The organism is Lachnospiraceae bacterium (genome assembly GCA_025758065.1).
Lineage (GTDB): Bacteria > Bacillota > Clostridia > Lachnospirales > Lachnospiraceae > Enterocloster.
In genome coordinates this window covers 2,421,695-2,441,072 of the sequence record CP107199.1, presented here as the reverse complement: position 1 = coordinate 2,441,072, position 19,378 = coordinate 2,421,695, and the positions used below count along the sequence as shown (strand labels likewise).

Genomic DNA, 19,378 nt, shown 5'->3' with positions numbered 1-19,378 from the left:
TCTTCATCACCTCCAGTCAGTGTAAAATTCTTATCGCTCCGGGGCAGGGCGACGTTCTTCGTTTTTGTGAAGTTGTGGGAGGTTTCCTGTGAGCCGGTCAGTTTCCCTGCGGATCAGTTTGTCCAGAGCGCCTAAATCCTCTGGTGCAATGGCAAACTCCCGGTAATTTTCATACCACAGGCCCGTAGAGATTGCCGCGATGGGCGCAATTTTCTCCGAACCGGATGGAAGAAGGCGATACACAGGGGCTTCGTCATAAAGAAGCATCTGCTTTGCCGTTCCCTGTGGTATGCGGTACTTATCCATATCCGGGTTCTGGGCTGCCTCCATATATTGCATATTCAGGCGTTCTTCTAAATCCTGGGGCATATAACGAAATGCCTGATCCATCCACTGTCTGAACATCGTGGAATAGTGGTACTGCCATTCCGTAACTTGATTCGGGGCATAAGAAAATCCCCAACTTTTCAGAGCATCTTTTTCGTAAAGCTCCATTTCAGTCCATTCTTTCAGGCTGACCGTAGCCGCTGAACCATCTTTGCGTTCGACATTGACGCCGCAGGGATAGAGGATATTTCTTTTTATATCCTGCCGCAGCGTGTCTAAATCCATCATCAGGACATCTCCGTACAAGTGACCGCCCTCTCTGCGATCCGTATGAAACAGGAAAACCCTCGCTCCGATAAACTCCGTTGTTGAGATCATTTGATGAAGATCCGCCGTAGAACAATAAGCAAACAAAGCGTCGGAAAGCCACATGTGATTTTTCCCCATGATGGCAATGGAATCAGCCCCGGTATTTGTCGCCAGAGAACGCATATTAAATTCGCATTCCCTAAGAAAATCTCCGGCAAAAATATGGAGCTCATACGCAAAGATGGATAAGTCTGTATCACGGATCAAATGAATCTGCGGTAGTGGTTCCTGATTCAATCAAATTCCTCCTTTCATGTGAAGCAGCTCTTTGACCTGCTCATTTTCCGCAAACGGCTGGCTATCTGTCTCCGCCATTTAATCAATCCCTCCCATCTGCCGGTAGCTGCCCGCCGGCAATCTTGCCGACAATCTCCGGACCGGTTTCATAAATCTGCATGAGGCGTTTTGCTGTGCCGCAGGGCTGTGCAGCTCCGCTGGTCCAAAGACGCACTGTGGATGGGGCAACATTCATCAAAAGAGCAAAGCCCTTTTCGTTCATGTCCAGCTTTTTCATCAGCGATTTAACCATATCGGGGCCGTAGTCTGGACACCGGGAAGCCTCGGCAATCATCTGCAAAGCGGTATTTTCAATTTTTTTCATTTTCAAATCCTCCTGTTATTTGTTTTCCAGCCTTATGCCGGGGCAAAGCTGATCTGGTTGTGTTTCATCCTTTTGGCAAAATCCGGCAGCGAATAATTTACCCCGTCAATTTCTGCATGGGTGTCATCCAGACGATGACAAACAGCAAAGTGCCTGTCCCCGTTTCCATAGAACAGGCAGAGTAAACCATTGTCGGGAATGGAAAACAGCGCTTTTCCGGCGCTGTCTGTAAAGCAGATATGTTGAGATCCATTCATGTTGAAATCCTCCCTAAATTGAAACAGCCGCCTCTTTTGGGCGGCGTTGGTGCTGGCTGGTTTGCAGTTGTTCCCGAACCTCCAGCAATTTTTCATTGTAATCTTTTCCCATCCGGGGAGGGTTGACACTTACCCGGATATGACGGAAACGTTTATCCTCGTGGAGCATGGTCTTGATTTTCCGGGCATTGACAAATCCGGCAAGATCGTGGTCCATATAAAGGGTAACACGCCGGATCTCCGGGTGGCGTTCCAGAAAAGAAGTCAGCGCCACATGGGAAGTACCTCCCAAAGACAAGCGGTAACCATTCCATTTCCATCCCTCCAGCTCTTGAAGTGTCGCATGGGAAAGCGCATCAATAGGAGCTTCAAAGACTGCCACATGCCGGCTGCCCGGACTTTGCGGGGGATAACAAAAGTTATATCCTTTGTCGCTGCCATAGACATCCTTTTTGAGATTGCCGCTGATACTGCGCATACAGGCAAACTTCGCTTTCCCGGAATCATCTTTCCCAACAAACACACAAACCGGTTCTCCATGATACCGGGCTTCGTAAAAAATCCCGGCTTGTAAACACTGGCGAATGACTTCTGAGCTGATCCCCCGTTTCTGCAAATAGGAGACCGCAGCGGTCGCGCAACGTCTGGCCCAGGGGAGAGCGAATGTTTTCTTTTCCGGCTCTTTTGATACCTGTATTTCTGCCGTACTTCGGTAAGCCGGTTCCTGTGGGATTTCGCCACCTACCAGAGCATGAACCGCATCCACAAGACCATATCCCCGAATCTGGATCAGGTAGTCCAGCGCATTGATACTCCGTCCGCGGCTGTTCCAGTACCAGTACCTTTTCCCGGTCACATATACCAGACTGTCATGCTCCTTATGCCGGAAATTAGGTCCATCCTGTTTCAGCACGCCGGGTTCATGGAATTGCAGGTAAGTAAACAAGTCAGCTTCCCGCGCTGCCTGAATCTGTTCTTTGGTTACGCCGGGCATAGTACCGGCACAGTGTTTCTTTTCATTGTGCTTTGCCTCCTTCCTGTGATGAAATGAAAAAAGACACCCAAAGGTGCCTAACAGCCGTACAGGTCGTGATTGACCTCGGCACGGTAATAGCTGTCCATTGTAGCCGGGGCATTATACAGCGCCGCCAGCAGATACGCTTTGATGTTTCCGACCTTCGTTGTGTTCTTGTCGATACAGTCAAAGACATACTCTAAGTGGCCGGAATTGATCTTCAGGAACCGGCTCTTGACGATCTCCCTCGGAAAATCATCTCCGGCAATGCGAATGTAAGGGCGTTTCGACAAAATCACTTCAAGCATAAGTTCAAGGGCTTCATCCAAACGTTCCCTGCCATACCGTAAGACCAGTAAGTCATATTCAATATTTTCTTTGATGATTTCACGATAGGCTTCTATCAGCTCTATCCGATCCATCCCATCCGTGCGGTTTGCCGCTTCCGGCTCTGCCGGATAGATTGATGGATAAGTTATTGATTTATCTTTTTTTGATTTTTTTGTTTTTAATGGATTAGTATTTAATTGTGCCGGATTTTCCTGTTCAGGTTCCGCCTGTTTAGGTTTTGCCTGTTCTGGTTTTACCTGTCTTGGATTTTCCCGTTTAGGTGAAAGCCCTGTGTTTTCGGTACTTACAGGCTGCTCATGGATCGTATATTCAATGTCTCCCAACTGCCCGTTATCATAGCGGAGGCGCTGTCTGGTGAGATAACCATGCCGCTCCAGTTCCTTCAGGGCAGTAGTGATAGAATCCACACCATCCTTGCAGATATGGGCGAGTCCCTTTGTGGTATAATCCCAATCTTCCGGCAGCGACAACATAAGTGATAAAAGCCCCTTTGCCTTTAAGGACAACTCCGTATTGCGCAGATGGTGATTGCTCATTATCGTAAAGTCCTTTGTTTTCTCTACACGGAATACTGCCATTGTACCGCCTCCTTTCTTCGACTATTCCGTTACAAGGCATGATCCCTGCGGTCATAATGGAGATGACCGTCAGAGACCTTCGCATGGTTTTTCAGTTTCACTTCGCCCCGTTCCTGGCTCTCTAAAAATTTCTGATAGCCGGCATCTGTAAGGAACAAGCGCATCTTATCGCCTTTGTCGCCAACAGGGGAATCGTAAGACAATACATCAAAGACGATCATGTGCTTTACTTCTGGATCAAAGCGTTCAAGTGCCATGATGTCATGCCCCTTCAATTTTTCTGCCCCTGATTGTTGTCTGGCCTCGGCGATCTTTTCTCCAATCGTCCGGGCTGGATAGGGCAGACGGTAATTCTTCTGAATATCTTTTACCAAGTCCATGCACTCTGCATTTGACAGAACACGAAGTTTTGCCATAAGACCTTCTGCCGCCTCCCGCTGTTCGGAATTATTTGAATACCGCACGGTCATATAAAGTTCATTCAGGATCTTTGTCTGATAATCGCCCTCCACTTGAAAGAGCAGCTTTTTTTCCATTTCGTTTAATTCCATGTGGATCTCCTTTCTCTCGAAAATGAGTATGAAAAAAGGGCGTCCACCTATAAAAGTGAAACGCCCACGGCAACCAGCGGTCAGACATAAAGCCGGACCGCTGGCACTATTAAATTTTGTCGTTAATAAAACAGCCTCCTTTTTTCTTTATAGTTTTCGTCAATTTTCAACTTGGAAAAGGAATTGAATAAAAGACGACAAACGCTCAAACCCCTTGAAAATAAAGGCTTTTTCTGTTTGTCGTTATTATACCGTAACGGCATACACACGCCACTCTCCTAATAGAAAATGGTGCTGATATCAAGGATGTCCAAATGCGTCTTGGACATGCTGACATCAACACCACCTTACAGATCTACACCCACGCCACCGAAAAAATGGCAGGACGAAGCGTAGAGATTTTTGAAAAAGCTGTAAGCCTTTGACAACATCTGAAAAAAGTGTTGTCAAATCGTAGTCAAGGGCACTTTCGTAGTCACCCAAAGTGCCCGAAAAACCTTATTTTACGCGGACCAACTTGGCTATTGTTTCACAGTTTGCAGTTGCCGGAAACATATCAACAGCTACTGCCCTTTCCAGCTTATAACCTCTTTCCTGTAAGATCACCAGGTCTCTTACCAGACTTGTGGGTTTACAGGAAATATATACCAGATAATCTACACCAAAATTGATAATACGGTCTAACGCCTTTGGATGGATGCCGTCTCTTGGCGGGTCTAAAATGATCAGATCCGGCTTCTCCGTTATCTCATCAATAACTTTTAATACGTCTCCGGCAATGAATTCACAGTTATGAAGACCGTTTGCCTCTGCATTTTCCTTTGCTGCGCCTACTGCCTCTTCTACGATCTCCACACCTACTACTTTCTTTGCCACCGGAGCAATGATCTGGGAAATGGTTCCTGTTCCGCTGTATAGATCAAAAACCACTTTATCTTTTGTTTCTCCTACATAGCCTCTTGCTGTCTCGTAAAGCACCTCTGCTCCCAGGGAATTGGTCTGGAAGAAGGAAAACGGGGTGATCTGGAATTTTAAGCCTAAGAGTTCTTCATAGAAATAACCTTTTCCATAGAGAACGGTAGTCTCGTCACTCTGTACCACATCTGCCAGCGTATCATTGCGGATATGAAGGATGCCTGCAAAGCTTCCTTCCATTTTAAGGGCTAACAGCGTTTCCTTCCATTCTTCCAATAATACCTTTTCTGCTTCTAAGGACTCCGGCATTCCTGCTGCGCCTGTCTGACCTGAAGTTACCAGTGCTACTAAAATCTCACCTGTTTTTACAGCCCTGCGTACCAGCAAATGTCTTAAATATCCTTCATGCTGTAGCTTTCTGTAATATCCCATACCTTTTTCTGTAAAATATTCTAAGGTAGCCGTTAATATTTTCCTGAAATCTTCATGAACAATCTGACACTGTGGAGTATTTACAATATCATAAAAACTGCCTCTTTTGTGCATTCCAAGTGCCAGGGGACCTCCTTTGTATTCATCACCAAAGGAAAATTCCATTTTGTTTCTGTAACAATCAGAAATAGGACTTCCTTTAATGCCTTCAAACTCATAAGACTTGCACACACTGTCTAAAAGTGCCTTGATCTGTTCTTCTTTTATCTTTAACTGCTCTTCATACGGAAGACTCTGGTACAGACAGCCGCCACATACGCCAAAATGTGGACAGGCGTCTTCGCTTTGCTCTAATGGTGATGCTTCAAGAACCTCTAAAAGCCGTCCTTCACATTTTCCATTTCTCTTTTTGTTGATCACAAACCGTACCTTCTGCCCTGGAATGGCATTTTTTACGATCACTTTTTCCTCTTCTACATGAAGAATACCTTTATTAGGAAATTCTATCTTTTCTACAACTGCTTCATAAATCTCGCCTTTTTTCACGTTTTTGCTCCTTGTTTTTGTTTTCTATCTTTTATCTATATCTATCACTTATGTATCATAAAAGTGGCTGGATGGCAACCTATGATCTATACCCAATAAAAGCGTGTCCCTGTTATATGAGACACGCTTTTTAAATCATAAGCTTTCAAACCTGTTACGGCTTCTTTCTTAATTATTCAGCCTTTTCCTCAGCCTTCTCTTCTTTCTTTTCGCTTTTCTTCTCTTCTGCTTTCTCATCCTCAAAGAAATCATCGTCAAAGTCGTCATCGAAATCATCTTCAAAATCTTCCAGATAATCCGGAGTAAAGAAACGGTATACTGCATATGCAATACCTGCAACTGCTGCTACTGCGCCAATAATAGCCAGTACCCAAAGGATACAGTTTTTCTTCTTTTCATCTTCTTCTCTCTTGTGGATCAGATCATTGATACGGCTGGTATTCATCAGTTCTTCTACACGGCTTAAAGCCTCTTTTCCCATGGTATCCCATCTTTCTCTGTCAAATCTGTTCATAGCAGGTCCATCCTTTCTGCATTTATTATCTTTTTTAGATCATTGGTAAATGTCACCTGGGGTGACGCTTGTTTTTTCTTTGTACTCAGTATATCACAGAAGTTTCTTTTTTACTACTATTTTCAGATACATTCCAGCTTTGCAAAACCAGCTAACATTTTTTTCTGACCGCCCTTGTCAAACTCTACTGTAACTTCGTAATCTCTGGCTCCATCTATAATCTCTTTTACGGTTCCTTCGCCGAATTTTGCATGTTTTACCCGGTCTCCTTCTTTATAAGCAAGAGATGCTGCTTTTTGAACTGTAAATGTCTTTCCAAAGCCTGGCTTTTTCTTGGGTTCTAAGCTTTGCATACTGCTGCCAAAGCCGCCTGTCCCAGAGTTTTTAGCGTTTTTGTAACCTGCTCCACTGTTTCCTGGCGGTGATGTTGTTTTAGAAGCGTAGGCATTATACCCCATTCCAAACCGGCTCACACCGCTTTTACTGCCCTGATCCCAGGGAAGACCAAAATCGCCAGGATCATCCTGTTTGCTCTTTCCAAAAACCGGCTGCAATTTATCTGTATCCAGAAGATTTGGCGGGATTTCGTTAATAAAACGGCTTGGCTTGGACCACCTGGTCTCTCCGTTTATCATACGCTGTCTGGCTGCTGTGAGGACCAGCTCTTTTTTTGCGCGGGTGATACCTACATAACAAAGCCTGCGCTCTTCTTCCATTTCTGTCTTATCACCGGACATAATAGACATCATTCCCGGAAACAGACCATCTTCCATGCCTACCAGATACACCTTTGGAAATTCCAGTCCCTTGGCACTGTGAAGAGTCATTAATGTTACTCTGTCCTCTGTATCATCTACATTATCAATGTCCGCAACCAGTGCAACCTGCTCCAGAAATTCATCCAGCGTCGGATGTTCGCTGTCTTCTTCATAGGCAGCTGCCTTGTTGATCAATTCTTCAATATTCTCCAGGCGGGTCTGGGCTTCGATCTCTCCCTCTTCCTGAAGTTCTTCTTCATAGCCTGTATCTTCCAGAATATGGTCGATCAGGTCTTTCATAGAATATTCCTCTGAATAAGCCATTGCCCTGAAGGCTTCCATCTGGGCAATAAAACGGCTGATCTTTTCCGCTGCTTTTCCAATACCAGGAATCTGTTTTGCCTCTTTTAATGTATCATAAAAACTCATACTATGTTCGGACGCAAAAGCAGTCACTCTTCCAATGGTAGTAGTTCCGATCCCACGCTTTGGCACATTGATAATACGGATCACAGACAGATCATCCACACCATTGGCAATCGTCTTTAAATATGCCAAAATATCTTTGATCTCTTTTCGCTGATAGAAATTCACTCCCCCTACCAGTCTGTATGGGACATTGTAGAAAATACACCGCTCTTCTAGCAATCGCGACTGTGCATTGGTCCTGTAAAGCACTGCCTGATCCTGATAGGAATATCCGCTGTCACGGATCTGGCGCACTACAAAATCCGCCTCATCCTTTGCCGTGTCAAACTGTTTAAATAAAATCTTATCCCCTTCGCCGTTGGCAGTCCAAAGTGTCTTATCCTTACGTCCAAAATTATGACGGATCACCTCGTTGGCTGCATCAAGGATATTCTGTGTAGAACGGTAATTCTGTTCCAGCTTGATCACCATGGTTCCCGGGAATGTATTTTCAAAGCTTAATATATTCTGGATATCCGCACCTCTGAACCTGTAGATAGACTGATCATCATCACCCACTACGCAGAGATTACGGTACTTGGAAGCCAGAAGACTTACCAGCTTAAACTGTGCCATATTGGTATCCTGGTACTCATCTACCATAATATACCTGAAACGTTCCTGATAATAATCCAGTATCTGCGGGTTATTCTGGAACAGTTCCACAGTCTTTACGATCAGATCATCAAAATCAAGAGCATTATTCTTCTTTAACTGCTTCTGATATTCTTTATAAATCTCCCCGGTCTTCTTTTCCCTGAAATCTCCCCCTGCATTTAACAAAAACTCCTCCGGGGTGATCAGCTTATCCTTGGCAGAAGAAATAGCTGCCAGAACAGACCTTTCTTTAAACTGCTTTGTATCAATATCCAGTGTCTTAAAAACCTGGCGCATCAGGGTTTTCTGATCATCACTGTCATAAATGGAAAAGCTGGTAGTATATCCCAGGTTTTCAATATGGCGGCGCAGAATACGCACACAGGAAGAATGAAAAGTGCTGACCCATATACTTTCTGCCCCAAAACCAACCAGGTTATCCACACGTTCCCGCATTTCACCTGCTGCTTTGTTGGTAAAGGTGATAGCCATGATATTCCATGGATTCACCCCGCATTCATCGATCAGGTAAGCGATCCTGTGAGTCAGGACTCTTGTTTTTCCAGAACCGGCGCCCGCCAGTATAAGAAGGGGGCCATCTGTATGTAAGACTGCCTCCTTCTGTTTTGGATTTAATGTATCATAAATGCTCATATTTTTTGTACCGCCTTTAGTATCACTTGTTTTTCTCTGGGCTCATTTTACCATAGACCTATAAATCCCGCAAGCAGACTTACTAAACCAGCTGTCTGTGCCTTTTCAGAGCCATGTTCCACAAAAGCCATGTTCCAGGCATTTTTATGCAGTCTGAAACATGGCTTTTTGATTTTAATATTTCTGAGATACCAGGGTCAAAATTTAACCTGCTTAACCCTTTACAGCGCCTTCCATCATACCAGCCTTCTGGAAACGCTCCAGGATCAGATACAGTACAATAATAGGAATGATGACTAATGTTGTACCTGCAAGGATAACAGGCCATGGAGTAGATAAACCTTCACTGACCGGCAGCAGGGAAATAGTTACCATCAGTGTGTATTTTGCCTGTTTTCTTAAATAAAGTAATGGCCAAAAGAAGTCGTTCCATCTTGCAATCAGTGTAATTGCACCCCAGGAAGCCATAGCAGGCTTGATAACCGGGAGAATAACCTTCATGAAAATGCCAAAATCACTGCAGCCATCGATTCTTGCCGCCTCTACCAGTTCATCCGGCACATCTGTGATATACTGGTTCATGTAGAATATACCAACGGCTGTGGCTATTCTCGGAATGATCAGTGACCAGAGGCTGTTGATCAATCCCACTTTTTTCATAATGATAAACAGCGGTACAGAACCAACTTCCGGAGGCACTAACATAGTAGCAATTACAAAATAGAATAAAACTGTTTTTCCCGGAAATTTATACTTCGCAAAAGCAAAACCAGCCAGTGCGCAGAAAAACAAAGATGTTACAGTACCCATAATGGTAGTAAATACACTGTTAAATGTATTCTGGCCTACAGGGATCATTTCAAACAACCGCTTGAAATTGCCCAATGTAGGATGGGTTACAAGAATTGAGTTAAAGCCTGTAATACTTTCAGAAGTATCTTTAATAGAGATCAGGCACATCCACACAATAGGGAACAGACATATAATGGTGATCAGCACCAATACCCCATATGTGATCACAGAAGACATTGCTTTTTTATGATTCATGTCAGTTCTCCTTTCCTAAATTTCTCCCTGCTTATGACGTACGATAAACTGGATCACAGAAATAACGATCAGGATCAGGATCAACACTACGCCAATAGCAGATGCATATCCCATGTTAAATACATTGAAACCAGATTCGTACATATACTGGAACAGGGATGTATTGGATGTACCAGGACCCGGAAGAATATATGACTCATTAAACAGCTTCCACATATCTACCGTTAAGGTCACTGAACAGAAGAATAAGATATTTTTTAAAGAAGGCAGTGTAATATACCAGAACTGCTGGATACCATTTGCGCCGTCCACAGTTGCTGCCTCATAATAGTCCTTTGAAATATTTAAAAGGCCTGATAATAAGATCATGGTAAACCATGGAGTATATCTCCATACATTTAACATAATGACCGGGACCTTAGAATATGTGGTACTTGTAAGCCACGGGATCTTGCTGCCACCAAACATGGTAAGCAGTTCATTAAATAAACCAACATTTTCATCAAACAGCATGCGGAAAATAAGTCCCATAGCAATCGCTGCGCAGATATTAGGCAGAAATGTCGCTGTTTTAAAAAACGCCCTTGCACTGTTGCTTTTTAAAAAACGGCTGTTTAACAGACACGCGATCAGCAGTGCGCAGAATAAAATAAAGACGAGGCCAGTCAGCCAATAAACAACTGTATTTCCCAGGGACTCCCAGAACATGTTGTCAACCATCATTTTTTTGTAATTGCCCAGACCACTAAACTGCGGATCTCCTATTCCTTTCCAGTCAGTAAAGCTGATATAGAATGTCCAGATGGTAGGAACCAGCTGAAATACGAAAAACAGGATAAAAAAGGGCAAAATAAACAGATAGGGAGCCTTATACTTTTTCAGTGTCTTAAGCATGCTCTACCTCCTCCTTCAATAACACCAGGCGGTCTTCTGTAAGTAAACCGCCTGGCTGCTTATAAATAATCTTCTGGATTACTGAACGATCTCAGCTTTTCCGATCTTAGCTTTTAAGTTCTTGTCCATGTTTGCAATCGCTTCATCCATGGTCTGGTTACCTGCAACGTAATTCTCTAATTCTGCAGAAATGATCTCATCTGCCTCTGCATCCTGTGGAGTTACAACCAGGTTCTCTGCACCATTTTCCAGGCACTTGCCTTCCATTTCACGGAAGGACATTCCACCATAAAACTCAGATGGTTCTTTCCAGAAATCAGACTGTAACAGTTCTTTGGAAACTGGGTTGGAATAAGGAGCATTCTGTGCTTCCATAGACTTAACCCACTCTTCTTTTGCTTCTCCATCAAAGGTAAAATCATACCACATCATACGGAACAGTTCAGAATATGGATTGTCACCCTTTTCAATGATGGCCATGTACTGTGAAACAGGAGCACCTGCTTTATTTACGCCTTCAAATTCAGGTGCAGACATAACTCTCCAGTCACCCTTGGTAGCTTCGCAGTTCTTACGCATGAATTCATCCCAGAAAGCGCCGATACAGAAAGTTGCAACCTGCTTTTTGTTGATTGCGTCATACAGAGCAGGTTCCATAATAGTTGTCTTTAACAGAAGTCCTTCTGTATTCATAGTATCCAAGGCACCTAATGCTTTTTTGGTTCCTTCATCAGAACCGATCACAACTTCGCCGTTCTCATCCCAGATCCTTGCGCCTGCAGATGGCATTAAACCACGGCGTCCCCAATATCTCCAGGTCTTGCTGGTTGGATCAATATAGGATAAGTAAACTTCTCCGTTGCTCTTTTCCTTTAACTGACGTCCTGCTTCGATGTAGCCGTCCATGGTCTTCATCATCTCCGGATCAATGCCGTACTCATCAAAAATAGCCTTGTTATAGAACAGAACCTGAGGTCTTACAGAATCAGGAAGCGCATAAATATGACCACCGATAGTAGCATCTGCGGTTGCCCCGTCTACCATTTTGTCAAGGAGTGGGGTCAGATATTCTGTTTCATCCTTTAATAAGCCTGCTTTTGAAAGATCCTGTATAGTAACCGGGTCTAACATAGCTGCATCCGGAAGATCATCGGTAGCACCAGAAAGCGCAGTCATAGTGATCTTCTCACGGATATCAGCAGTGCCTTTTGTCTGTACAAATTCAATCTTAACATCCGGAGCAATATCTCTGTGATTATCCAGCCAGGTTTCAAACCACTGCTGTCTGTACTGCGGATTTCCCATTGCATATACAGTTACAGTACCAGCCGGGAATACTTTCTTTTCCTCAGAAGCTTCCGCGCTGGTTTCCTCTGTCTTACCTGCTTCCTTGGACTCAGCTGCCTTTGTGTCAGCTGCAGCACCGCTATTATCCTTTGTGCCGCCGCCACAGGCTGTCAGCGCTCCTGCTACTGCAACTGCAGTCAATGCCATTACCATTGTTCTTTTCTTCATGTTGTTTCCTCCTAGTATAATAATGGTGTAGTCAATCAAGACTACTTGGTTAATAAGTTTCTATAAATCAGATAACAGAAGAAGGGATTCCTCCTTCATCAGATGTTATCCATAATAATTATCATGTCTGACGGTTCCTGATAGACACTAGATAAAACATAAGGTATTATCTCTTAGGATAGGACAAAGAATGTTCGCCTCCTTGGGAAGTCACTTCTGTGACTGATACCTACAAGAAAGTCAATTAGTCCATTCGACAGGGTTTTATGTTTTAGCTGGTTGGGAGCCGGAAGGCAATACCCGAATAACGCGCTAGGTTGTGTACCTGCCAGATTGGAAATGGATTCCTATCAGAAAGGAGCTATCGCTCATGTCAAACAAAGTTATTTTTAATCTTGATGAATTATTCATCTCTGTTGGTATTGATGTCGGTGCTGACTTCTCATGGATGTCTATCGCACTTCCAAACCAACAATTCGTAGGAAAACCTTACAAAATCCTGCATAACAGTATTGATTCCCTTACAACCGCTGTTTCTAAAATAAAAGAAGCAGAAGAGTTGTATTCTTTGGAAAGTCGCATTTTCCTCGAATCCACGGGAATTTATCATTACCCACTCTTCTGCTATCTTCGTGATAAGGGTTTTAACTGCTCCGTTATTAATCCTATCATCACTAAGAATAGCACAAACATCAACATCCGAAAAGTGCATAATGATCGTTTTGATTCAAAAAAAGCTGCTTTGGTTGGCTTGAAACCGGATTTAAAGGTTTCACTTATGCCATCAGATCTTGCCCTAAACTGCCGTAACCTATGCCGTGAATACTACGATTTAATGGATAATCGCAGTGCCTATGTGAATAAGCTTCAGGGTGAATTACGCATGGCGTTTCCACAGTATCTTGGCATCTTTTCCAAGGTTACTATCAACACTTCTCTTACATTGTTAGAAACTTATACCTCTCCATCAGCTTTTCTTGAAGCAGACAAGCAAGAGATTATTGATATCATCAAATCAACAGCTCGCTTTGGGCTTACATATGCTCAGAATAAGTATAATGCCATCATTCAGGCGGCAACTGATGCAAATCAGTTTGGCTACATCATAGAAAGCAACATCAAGCGTATCCGTCTTTATATCAGCTTCATACGTAAATATGATGAAGAAATCAACGATATTCTTGAATCGCTTCATAAGCTTGTTGATTCAAATGAAGATACTAAATTTGTCAAACAGGTTCATTTGATTGAAACATTCAAAGGTGCTGGTTTCTTGTCTGCTGCAACCATCATGGGCGAAATTGGTGACTTTTCTGCTTTTTCAAAACCAAAACAGCTTTTCGCTTATTTTGGTCTTGATCCTGCTGTGAAACAATCCGGCAAATTTGAAGGCACCAAGGTTCAAATGTCTAAGCGTGGTTCTTCTATTGCCAGACGTGTGATTCACACATTATCCTTGCAAAGTATCAGTATTTCCCGTAATGGAAAAGCTAAAAATCCAGTTCTTCGTGAATACTATCTCCAGAAATGTGATTCAAAACCAAAGCTCGTAGCAATGGGAGCCGTTTCACATAAAGTATGCAACATGATATTTGCAATACTAAGAGACAACAAACCTTTTGAAATCATCACTCCACAAGAGCACATCAAACAATACAATGCTGCTAAATGCGATATAGCTGCATAAAATACTGTAAATCCAACGAATCAATCTCTTGCAAAAGAACGATATATTCACCAAGGGGGCAGCCTACCCTTTTTTTAAGAAAATTTTTTTCCATTTTCTATTGACATTTATTAGCTGGACTTTTTATCTGATGTTCTCCAAAATCTCCCTGTGCCTGATCTGTGAGACTTTGCAGAAAGATCCCGGGAGAACAATCTTTTTCATAAATTTATTCTCTGGCAGCTTCTACTGCTTTTCAGAAAAAATGCGGTTTAATAAATTTCCCTGTTTACCAAAACTACATATTCATCATAGCCTTTATATCATTCCATGTCCAGTAAATCTTTGCAAGTATGCAAAAAATAACATCCCCCTGCGTCCCCGGTCACTCTAATGATCTGCACATCAGGGGCTTAAAATAAACAATTCACTTTTGGGGCCATCTACACGCTTTTTACATATTATTTATAACAATATTTCTAATATTATCAGAAATATTGTTATATGCATTATAACATTACTCCCTATGTATGTCAAATAATTTTTGTGCATTTTATGCATTTATTTTTTGTGTATTTTGTTTGTTTTGTGTATTTTATTCTATTTATTTTATTATTCTTTCAGTTCTTTATTCATTTTTACTTTCTTTTAATATTTTAACTTTTCTGTAGCTGCAGACCCATATATCCTCATTTTTCTTAAATACCCTCAGGAAATCATCTGTTTTCTCTTGTCATATAGTTTTCAATACTATATGCATGAAGCAATTATTAACTGTATTACCGCCTGTTTTTCTTATGTTTTTACGGCTTTTCTTCATTAATTATAGGCTAATTTATTTTCTATTCTTTTTCTTAGTATCATTTCAGTATCAGAAAACAAAGAAACGCACCCGATCCAAGCCAGAGGATTTTCGGGTGCGTTTTAGCTTCTCTTATTTATTTTACAGTTCCAACGCCACTCGCTCCGTTGAGCTTGTCCAGGTATGATTAAACCGCTCCACACCATTCCCGATCAGAGCGCTACTATAGATCCAGGCATCTTCCGGAAGGAACGGCCGGAGCTTCTTTGCGTTCTCTCCGCTCCTGAGGCTCCTCAGTGCTTTTAACTGCTGCTTCCTAACCTCTGCCTCACTGATCCCGCAGAACTGCCCGCATTGTTTCATGGTCAAGTTATCTTTGTACCGGCTGCGGATCACATCCGGCTGCTTCCCTGGCAGACTGTCCACACACTGCCATAAGATAGAGCAAAGTTCTTCCTGTTCCAGGCGGTCAAGCAGCTCCTCACATGGATCCGCGGCAGAGGCCGCCAGTTCTCCCAGTGTGGTATCTTCTTCCCCTTCTGCTCCCTTTATAGGTGCGTCCAGGCTCTTCACCGCAGTCATACAGGCATCATACTGTATTTCCCTTAACTGTTCCAGGGTAAGCCATAAAGAGCGGCATAATTCGGCTTCTGTGGGCTTGCAGCCCTGTTCTGCCTGGAACTCTGTGCAGAACTTCCGGTATTTTCTAATAGCCTCCTGGCGGCCTGCAGACAAGCGCAGAGGGCTTCCGGTGTTCTGTATATACTTCTGCATCCTCTGCCGGATCCAGTGGCTTGCATAGGTGAGGAACTTAACGCCCTGGTCTGCTTCATAGTGATCTATTGCATCATACAGTGCTAAAAAGCCCTCCTGTTCCAGATCTTCCAGTTCTCCCTGACCATGGTACTTATAAGCCATAGCGTGGATAAAATCCTTTACCTGGTCATACAGGACAGCCATATTGTTACCTACGTTCTCACCGGCCCGGATTCTGGCCGCCAGCTGCTCATTTGTCATTGCCTGTTGCCTCCCGGATTATTTATCTAACTTCCTTGCGATCCAGTGGCCCAGGAAGGTTCCTGCTGTGATCACAAGCAGCTTTATGATTAACTCCATACTGTTTTTCCTCCAAACCTTAGCAAATCTTAACATTTCGGTCAGAGCGGCTCGTACTGCAGTACGAGTGCATAAAGCCCGAACCTTAACAAATGTTAACATTTCACCTTTCAAAAAGCCCCAGATCATCTGCGTGGGACGTCTGGGGCGCTCTCTTATGCTGTTTTATTCGCCTGATAGTAAATTGCCTTTGCTTTATTCTCTAACACAAATGCGTCATAGCAAATACGGCCCTCTACCAGTGATCCGGAAATGCCTGGCGGATCTTCATGGATCTTGTAATCTTCCAGTTTTGTAGGTGCCACCGTTGCCACTGGATGAGCCAGCATAAAGCCGAAATCTTTCGGAAGCCTTGCCGCTGGTACTTTAATCACGTTTGCCCCGTCCAGGTTCGCAATCACGCCTTTAAGCCTCAGATCATTACCGATATTGGTTTCCATGATAATATCCTTACAGCGCTTCATTAAAACGAACACATCCGGAGTAACAACCAGCTGGCGTCCGTCCTCCGGCACATCTGCGTTATCCAGGGCGTTTCCTGCGTTCAGAATCTCTGTATAGATATTTTCCTCTGTCAATGTCACAGGCGTTGGCTTATGGCCCGCTCCGGCAGTCATAACACCATATACATAAGTATCAACTTCCGGAATAACAACTTGCCTCTGCTGCCTGGCAAGGGCAGAGGCTCCATTTAATACGTTGCCTGTTTCGTCCTTATCCAGCTTATCAATTGCAAATGTGAAAGACCGATCTTTCTTTAAGGTAAATTCTTCTGTAGTCGCGTCAAGATCTGCCACTGTTCCATATCTGGAACCCGTAAAGCCTGCTACTGGATTACGGCTGTAGTCTTGCATAGCCGAAGTAGTAACCTTATAAACTTTTACCGTATGCGCACCAGTCCAGGAAAAATCCTGGTTAGTAAGAAGGGATTTTTTACTTTCCTTTGTGAAAATCTCATCTACATACGGCAAATACCTTGTAACTAAATTAATTGCCATACTTTTACACCTCTTAATAATCTAACCCCATAGCAGCGCGCACCGGATCGCTCCCGGTCTGTCCTGGTGCATTAGCCCCACCAACCTGAATAAAGCCCGTTGGCTGTTTTTCTTCCTGCTTGCCACTGCCATAGATTGCTTGTAACTTATCCAACTTTGCTTTTAAATCATTTTCGTCTGTACAGGTGATCACCTCCGCCAGATCGGCAGACATTCCGCGGGCACTGAGCTGTTCTTTTACAAGCAGCTTTCTTTCCCTTGCTTCCAATACAGCCAGCCTTTTGTTATATTCGGACTCTGCCTCTTTGGAAGCCTGCGCCTTCATCCTTGACATTCTGGACTGGATAAAGCTGTTGACTTCATCCTGAGTAAACAACTTATCTTTCCCGTTGCCCTGTGCATTTGTATCTGTCCCCATGTTACCGGCCTGGGTGCCCTCGTTTGTGTTATATTCCATGTTATTACCTTTCTCCGTTTTACGCCCGGACGGCTCTTTGATCGGGCAGCTTTACCCCGCCGCCCATAGGGGAAAAGGAGATTTTTAACCATGCCAGCACCAAACTACCGGATGATCAGAGCAAACAAAAAGCGCAGGAACAGGTAAAGCCATTTCTGGCCTATCCTATTCCCGCGCCTGTCTTTCAAAGGCTTCCCTGCAGCTATGCACACCGCAGAGGGTACTTTGCAATATTCTGTTTGCCTATGCTTATTATACCAGACATATAACAGAGGCTTCAAGCCTTTATTTAATCTTTTCCCAAACTTCCTTTACAGCTTCTTTTTTAACGTCCTGGAATACAAGGCGCTCCGCTTCACTAAGCCATTCTTTTCTTTTAACCTCATCATCTGTTATTTCCGCCATTCTAAGTAAAGATTGTATTTTATACTGTCTACTGTTCTTCATAGTGCTATTTCCTCCATTTTCGCAATCGTTTATTCCTTCATCCTGTTTTATTACTGCTAACATTGTATTGCATGCAAGTATAATTGCATTTGCAACTTTTGGGTCAACTTCCCCATTAAGCAGCATGTTAGATATTCTATTTAAAGTTCTTTTTATATAGGTTCTGCTTGTTATTCGTATTCTAAAATTTGCCATTTTCTTCCTCCAGTGTTTGCGACGTCACAATTATTCCATTATGATATAAGCCTTTAAAAAATGCCCTTTCTGATCCCTGGAAGCCTTCCAGCTCTTTACATATGGCTTAAGCCTTTCCAGGACCTTCCGCAGCTCTTCCGGCCGCTCATACGAAACTTTGATCTTTATCATGCTTTTGTTCCTCCCGTCCCAGTTCATAACCCCAACAAAAATATATTCTTGCTCACTGCCTCTATGTACTCTTCAATCGCATCCTGCAGTTTTTCATATTTTGCGAGCACATCCGGGCTCATGTTCGGCTGGTTCTCCAATTTATCCTCATAAATTTTTAATAATTCCTTATTCAACATAACTATTCCCTTTCCTTCTGATCCAGGCAGTTGGTAAGGCTGCCAGATCGGTTATTATTGTAAAATGCCACACTATCGCAGTGGCCAGCGGCTCAAGTCTGAAACTATATCTTTTGTAAATCTATGTAAAGGCCGTTCTATGCTGTTTTCTTCTTGCTGCGTATCTCCGCCACCTGATCCAGCATTAACATAACGCCACGTAATGAAGGACAATCCGAAAAACGCCGTGTTTCTTCCCTTTCTTCCTGGTCTAAGTCCAGATATGTTGTGATAAAATCGACTGTCTTATCCAGTAAGGGGCAGTCATCATTGATTACAATTGCATCCGCAGCAGGAGAATAAACCAGGCGTACCCAGTGATTTGCCTGATCCGGCCAGTATTCCCTCCCAACTGCTACGATTCTATATTTTTCATCTAATAACTTCATAAAACCTTTCCCTTTCCGCCGGGCCGTGGTAATATAGTTATGTGGTTCATGGCTTCGGCTATAACTTGCCCTGTAGGGTGTTGGCGCATCTTACAGGGCCCCTTTTCTTTTAGTTACCAACCCATATTACTTTCAATGCTGTACAGGTAATATGCTTTTACCATTTCCACAGCCTGATCTCTGGTGAAGCCCTCCGCCTCTGTCATTTCGACCAAGAGGCGGTGATCTTCCAACCACTCCCGATAATTCTTAGTGTTTGCTGTTCTGTTCCTGTCTCTAAATGCTGTTGATGTCATTTTCTCCTGCCTTTCCGTTTTGATTTTATATATTGAAACATCTTTGCCTTTGTCTGTGCCTTCTTCTTTGGCAGCTCATAACAACCAACATCATAGATCATTCTGCTGCCGTTTTCGGTTCCTGTTCTTGTTTTATCGCTCATTTTTACACTCCTTATAAAACGAATGTCCTACATGTCCGTCATGTCCGTTATATCTCACATCCCGCATAAAATAAGGCTTTAACCAACGGAC

23 protein-coding genes are annotated in these 19,378 nt (G+C 43.3%); 2 read left to right on the top strand and 21 right to left on the bottom strand.

Going from position 1 to position 19,378, the window contains the following annotated elements; genetic code table 11:
• Positions 1-30 precede the first annotated feature (30 nt).
• The 6 genes from OGM16_11215 to OGM16_11190 form a co-directional block, all read right to left on the bottom strand.
• Complete coding sequence (locus OGM16_11215; protein UYJ45395.1) at positions 31-933, bottom strand: hypothetical protein; 903 nt, start codon at positions 931-933, stop codon at positions 31-33.
• A gap of 82 nt (positions 934-1,015) precedes the next feature.
• On the bottom strand, positions 1,016-1,297 hold the full coding sequence (locus OGM16_11210) for an XRE family transcriptional regulator (protein ID UYJ45394.1): 282 nt from the start codon (positions 1,295-1,297) through the stop codon (positions 1,016-1,018).
• A gap of 32 nt (positions 1,298-1,329) precedes the next feature.
• Positions 1,330-1,554 carry a hypothetical protein gene (locus OGM16_11205; GenBank protein UYJ45393.1) on the bottom strand — a complete coding sequence of 75 codons (225 nt, stop codon included), beginning with the start codon at positions 1,552-1,554 and terminating at the stop codon, positions 1,330-1,332.
• A gap of 13 nt (positions 1,555-1,567) precedes the next feature.
• Positions 1,568-2,548: a DUF3991 and toprim domain-containing protein gene (locus OGM16_11200; protein ID UYJ45392.1), complete on the bottom strand. Its 981-nt coding sequence runs from the start codon at positions 2,546-2,548 to the stop codon at positions 1,568-1,570.
• A gap of 77 nt (positions 2,549-2,625) precedes the next feature.
• Positions 2,626-3,498, bottom strand: a complete 873-nt coding sequence (locus OGM16_11195) for a helix-turn-helix domain-containing protein (protein ID UYJ45391.1) — start codon at positions 3,496-3,498, stop codon at positions 2,626-2,628.
• A gap of 29 nt (positions 3,499-3,527) precedes the next feature.
• On the bottom strand, positions 3,528-4,049 hold the full coding sequence (locus OGM16_11190; GenBank protein UYJ45390.1) for a DUF5720 family protein: 522 nt from the start codon (positions 4,047-4,049) through the stop codon (positions 3,528-3,530).
• Between the two features lie 299 nt (positions 4,050-4,348).
• Here OGM16_11190 and OGM16_11185 point away from each other — a divergent pair, with 299 nt between their 5' ends.
• A complete protein-coding gene (locus OGM16_11185) occupies positions 4,349-4,474 on the top strand; it encodes a hypothetical protein (GenBank protein ID UYJ48444.1) in 126 nt (41 codons plus the stop codon).
• A gap of 73 nt (positions 4,475-4,547) precedes the next feature.
• On the opposite strand, the gene rlmD is transcribed toward OGM16_11185, so the two are convergent.
• From rlmD to OGM16_11155, 6 genes are all read right to left on the bottom strand, one after another.
• Positions 4,548-5,942, bottom strand: coding sequence for a 23S rRNA (uracil(1939)-C(5))-methyltransferase RlmD (rlmD, locus tag OGM16_11180; protein UYJ45389.1), 1,395 nt, complete (start codon positions 5,940-5,942; stop codon positions 4,548-4,550).
• Between the two features lie 172 nt (positions 5,943-6,114).
• Positions 6,115-6,456 (bottom strand): DUF4366 domain-containing protein, encoded by a 342-nt coding sequence (locus tag OGM16_11175; GenBank protein UYJ45388.1) that lies wholly within the window; start codon positions 6,454-6,456, stop codon positions 6,115-6,117.
• A gap of 122 nt (positions 6,457-6,578) precedes the next feature.
• Positions 6,579-8,933 (bottom strand): DNA helicase PcrA, encoded by a 2,355-nt coding sequence (gene pcrA / locus OGM16_11170; GenBank protein ID UYJ45387.1) that lies wholly within the window; start codon positions 8,931-8,933, stop codon positions 6,579-6,581.
• 213 nt (positions 8,934-9,146) lie between these two features.
• Entirely contained in the window at positions 9,147-9,980 is an 834-nt protein-coding gene (locus tag OGM16_11165) for a carbohydrate ABC transporter permease (GenBank protein UYJ45386.1), read from the bottom strand.
• 15 nt (positions 9,981-9,995) lie between these two features.
• The gene (locus OGM16_11160; protein ID UYJ45385.1) at positions 9,996-10,874 is read right to left on the bottom strand and encodes a sugar ABC transporter permease; all 879 of its coding nucleotides are present in this window, start codon (positions 10,872-10,874) and stop codon (positions 9,996-9,998) included.
• A gap of 78 nt (positions 10,875-10,952) precedes the next feature.
• Positions 10,953-12,389: an extracellular solute-binding protein gene (locus OGM16_11155; GenBank protein UYJ45384.1), complete on the bottom strand. Its 1,437-nt coding sequence runs from the start codon at positions 12,387-12,389 to the stop codon at positions 10,953-10,955.
• A gap of 370 nt (positions 12,390-12,759) precedes the next feature.
• Here OGM16_11155 and OGM16_11150 point away from each other — a divergent pair, with 370 nt between their 5' ends.
• A complete protein-coding gene (locus tag OGM16_11150) occupies positions 12,760-14,076 on the top strand; it encodes an IS110 family transposase (protein ID UYJ45383.1) in 1,317 nt (438 codons plus the stop codon).
• 922 nt (positions 14,077-14,998) lie between these two features.
• Here OGM16_11150 and OGM16_11145 read toward each other — a convergent pair.
• The 9 genes from OGM16_11145 to OGM16_11105 all read right to left on the bottom strand — a co-directional run bounded on the left by OGM16_11145 (position 14,999) and on the right by OGM16_11105 (position 19,287).
• Positions 14,999-15,874 carry a sigma-70 family RNA polymerase sigma factor gene (locus OGM16_11145; protein ID UYJ45382.1) on the bottom strand — a complete coding sequence of 292 codons (876 nt, stop codon included), beginning with the start codon at positions 15,872-15,874 and terminating at the stop codon, positions 14,999-15,001.
• Positions 15,875-16,128: 254 nt separating this feature from the next.
• On the bottom strand, positions 16,129-16,971 hold the full coding sequence (locus OGM16_11140) for a hypothetical protein (protein ID UYJ45381.1): 843 nt from the start codon (positions 16,969-16,971) through the stop codon (positions 16,129-16,131).
• 13 nt (positions 16,972-16,984) lie between these two features.
• Positions 16,985-17,428: a hypothetical protein gene (locus OGM16_11135; protein ID UYJ45380.1), complete on the bottom strand. Its 444-nt coding sequence runs from the start codon at positions 17,426-17,428 to the stop codon at positions 16,985-16,987.
• 285 nt (positions 17,429-17,713) lie between these two features.
• A complete protein-coding gene (locus tag OGM16_11130) occupies positions 17,714-18,070 on the bottom strand; it encodes a hypothetical protein (GenBank protein UYJ45379.1) in 357 nt (118 codons plus the stop codon).
• A 30-nt stretch (positions 18,071-18,100) separates the two neighbouring features.
• On the bottom strand, positions 18,101-18,241 hold the full coding sequence (locus tag OGM16_11125) for a hypothetical protein (GenBank protein UYJ45378.1): 141 nt from the start codon (positions 18,239-18,241) through the stop codon (positions 18,101-18,103).
• Positions 18,242-18,264: 23 nt separating this feature from the next.
• The gene (locus OGM16_11120) at positions 18,265-18,420 is read right to left on the bottom strand and encodes a hypothetical protein (GenBank protein UYJ45377.1); all 156 of its coding nucleotides are present in this window, start codon (positions 18,418-18,420) and stop codon (positions 18,265-18,267) included.
• 137 nt (positions 18,421-18,557) lie between these two features.
• Positions 18,558-18,848, bottom strand: a complete 291-nt coding sequence (locus OGM16_11115) for a hypothetical protein (GenBank protein UYJ45376.1) — start codon at positions 18,846-18,848, stop codon at positions 18,558-18,560.
• Positions 18,849-18,961: 113 nt separating this feature from the next.
• Positions 18,962-19,144: a hypothetical protein gene (locus OGM16_11110; protein UYJ45375.1), complete on the bottom strand. Its 183-nt coding sequence runs from the start codon at positions 19,142-19,144 to the stop codon at positions 18,962-18,964.
• Positions 19,141-19,287: a hypothetical protein gene (locus OGM16_11105; GenBank protein ID UYJ45374.1), complete on the bottom strand. Its 147-nt coding sequence runs from the start codon at positions 19,285-19,287 to the stop codon at positions 19,141-19,143. The genes OGM16_11110 and OGM16_11105 overlap by 4 nt, the downstream gene beginning before the upstream one ends.
• Positions 19,288-19,378: the final 91 nt, after the last annotated feature.

What these genes read in the sequence shown, in the direction of transcription:
- OGM16_11210 (UYJ45394.1), bottom strand. Translation starts at nt 1,297, where the DNA reads ATGAAAAAAATTGAAAATACCGCTTTGCAGATGATTGCCGAGGCTTCC.
- OGM16_11205 (UYJ45393.1), bottom strand. Translation starts at nt 1,554, where the DNA reads ATGAATGGATCTCAACATATCTGCTTTACAGACAGCGCCGGAAAAGCG.
- OGM16_11200 (UYJ45392.1), bottom strand. Translation starts at nt 2,548, where the DNA reads ATGCCCGGCGTAACCAAAGAACAGATTCAGGCAGCGCGGGAAGCTGAC.
- OGM16_11195 (UYJ45391.1), bottom strand. Translation starts at nt 3,498, where the DNA reads ATGGCAGTATTCCGTGTAGAGAAAACAAAGGACTTTACGATAATGAGC.
- OGM16_11190 (UYJ45390.1), bottom strand. Translation starts at nt 4,049, where the DNA reads ATGGAATTAAACGAAATGGAAAAAAAGCTGCTCTTTCAAGTGGAGGGC.
- OGM16_11175 (UYJ45388.1), bottom strand. Translation starts at nt 6,456, where the DNA reads ATGAACAGATTTGACAGAGAAAGATGGGATACCATGGGAAAAGAGGCT.
- pcrA (UYJ45387.1), bottom strand. Translation starts at nt 8,933, where the DNA reads ATGAGCATTTATGATACATTAAATCCAAAACAGAAGGAGGCAGTCTTA.
- OGM16_11165 (UYJ45386.1), bottom strand. Translation starts at nt 9,980, where the DNA reads ATGAATCATAAAAAAGCAATGTCTTCTGTGATCACATATGGGGTATTG.
- OGM16_11160 (UYJ45385.1), bottom strand. Translation starts at nt 10,874, where the DNA reads ATGCTTAAGACACTGAAAAAGTATAAGGCTCCCTATCTGTTTATTTTG.
- OGM16_11155 (UYJ45384.1), bottom strand. Translation starts at nt 12,389, where the DNA reads ATGAAGAAAAGAACAATGGTAATGGCATTGACTGCAGTTGCAGTAGCA.
- OGM16_11150 (UYJ45383.1), top strand. Translation starts at nt 12,760, where the DNA reads ATGTCAAACAAAGTTATTTTTAATCTTGATGAATTATTCATCTCTGTT.
- OGM16_11145 (UYJ45382.1), bottom strand. Translation starts at nt 15,874, where the DNA reads ATGACAAATGAGCAGCTGGCGGCCAGAATCCGGGCCGGTGAGAACGTA.
- OGM16_11140 (UYJ45381.1), bottom strand. Translation starts at nt 16,971, where the DNA reads ATGGCAATTAATTTAGTTACAAGGTATTTGCCGTATGTAGATGAGATT.
- OGM16_11135 (UYJ45380.1), bottom strand. Translation starts at nt 17,428, where the DNA reads ATGGAATATAACACAAACGAGGGCACCCAGGCCGGTAACATGGGGACA.
- OGM16_11130 (UYJ45379.1), bottom strand. Translation starts at nt 18,070, where the DNA reads ATGGCAAATTTTAGAATACGAATAACAAGCAGAACCTATATAAAAAGA.
- OGM16_11125 (UYJ45378.1), bottom strand. Translation starts at nt 18,241, where the DNA reads ATGATAAAGATCAAAGTTTCGTATGAGCGGCCGGAAGAGCTGCGGAAG.
- OGM16_11120 (UYJ45377.1), bottom strand. Translation starts at nt 18,420, where the DNA reads ATGTTGAATAAGGAATTATTAAAAATTTATGAGGATAAATTGGAGAAC.
- OGM16_11115 (UYJ45376.1), bottom strand. Translation starts at nt 18,848, where the DNA reads ATGAAGTTATTAGATGAAAAATATAGAATCGTAGCAGTTGGGAGGGAA.
- OGM16_11110 (UYJ45375.1), bottom strand. Translation starts at nt 19,144, where the DNA reads ATGACATCAACAGCATTTAGAGACAGGAACAGAACAGCAAACACTAAG.
- OGM16_11105 (UYJ45374.1), bottom strand. Translation starts at nt 19,287, where the DNA reads ATGAGCGATAAAACAAGAACAGGAACCGAAAACGGCAGCAGAATGATC.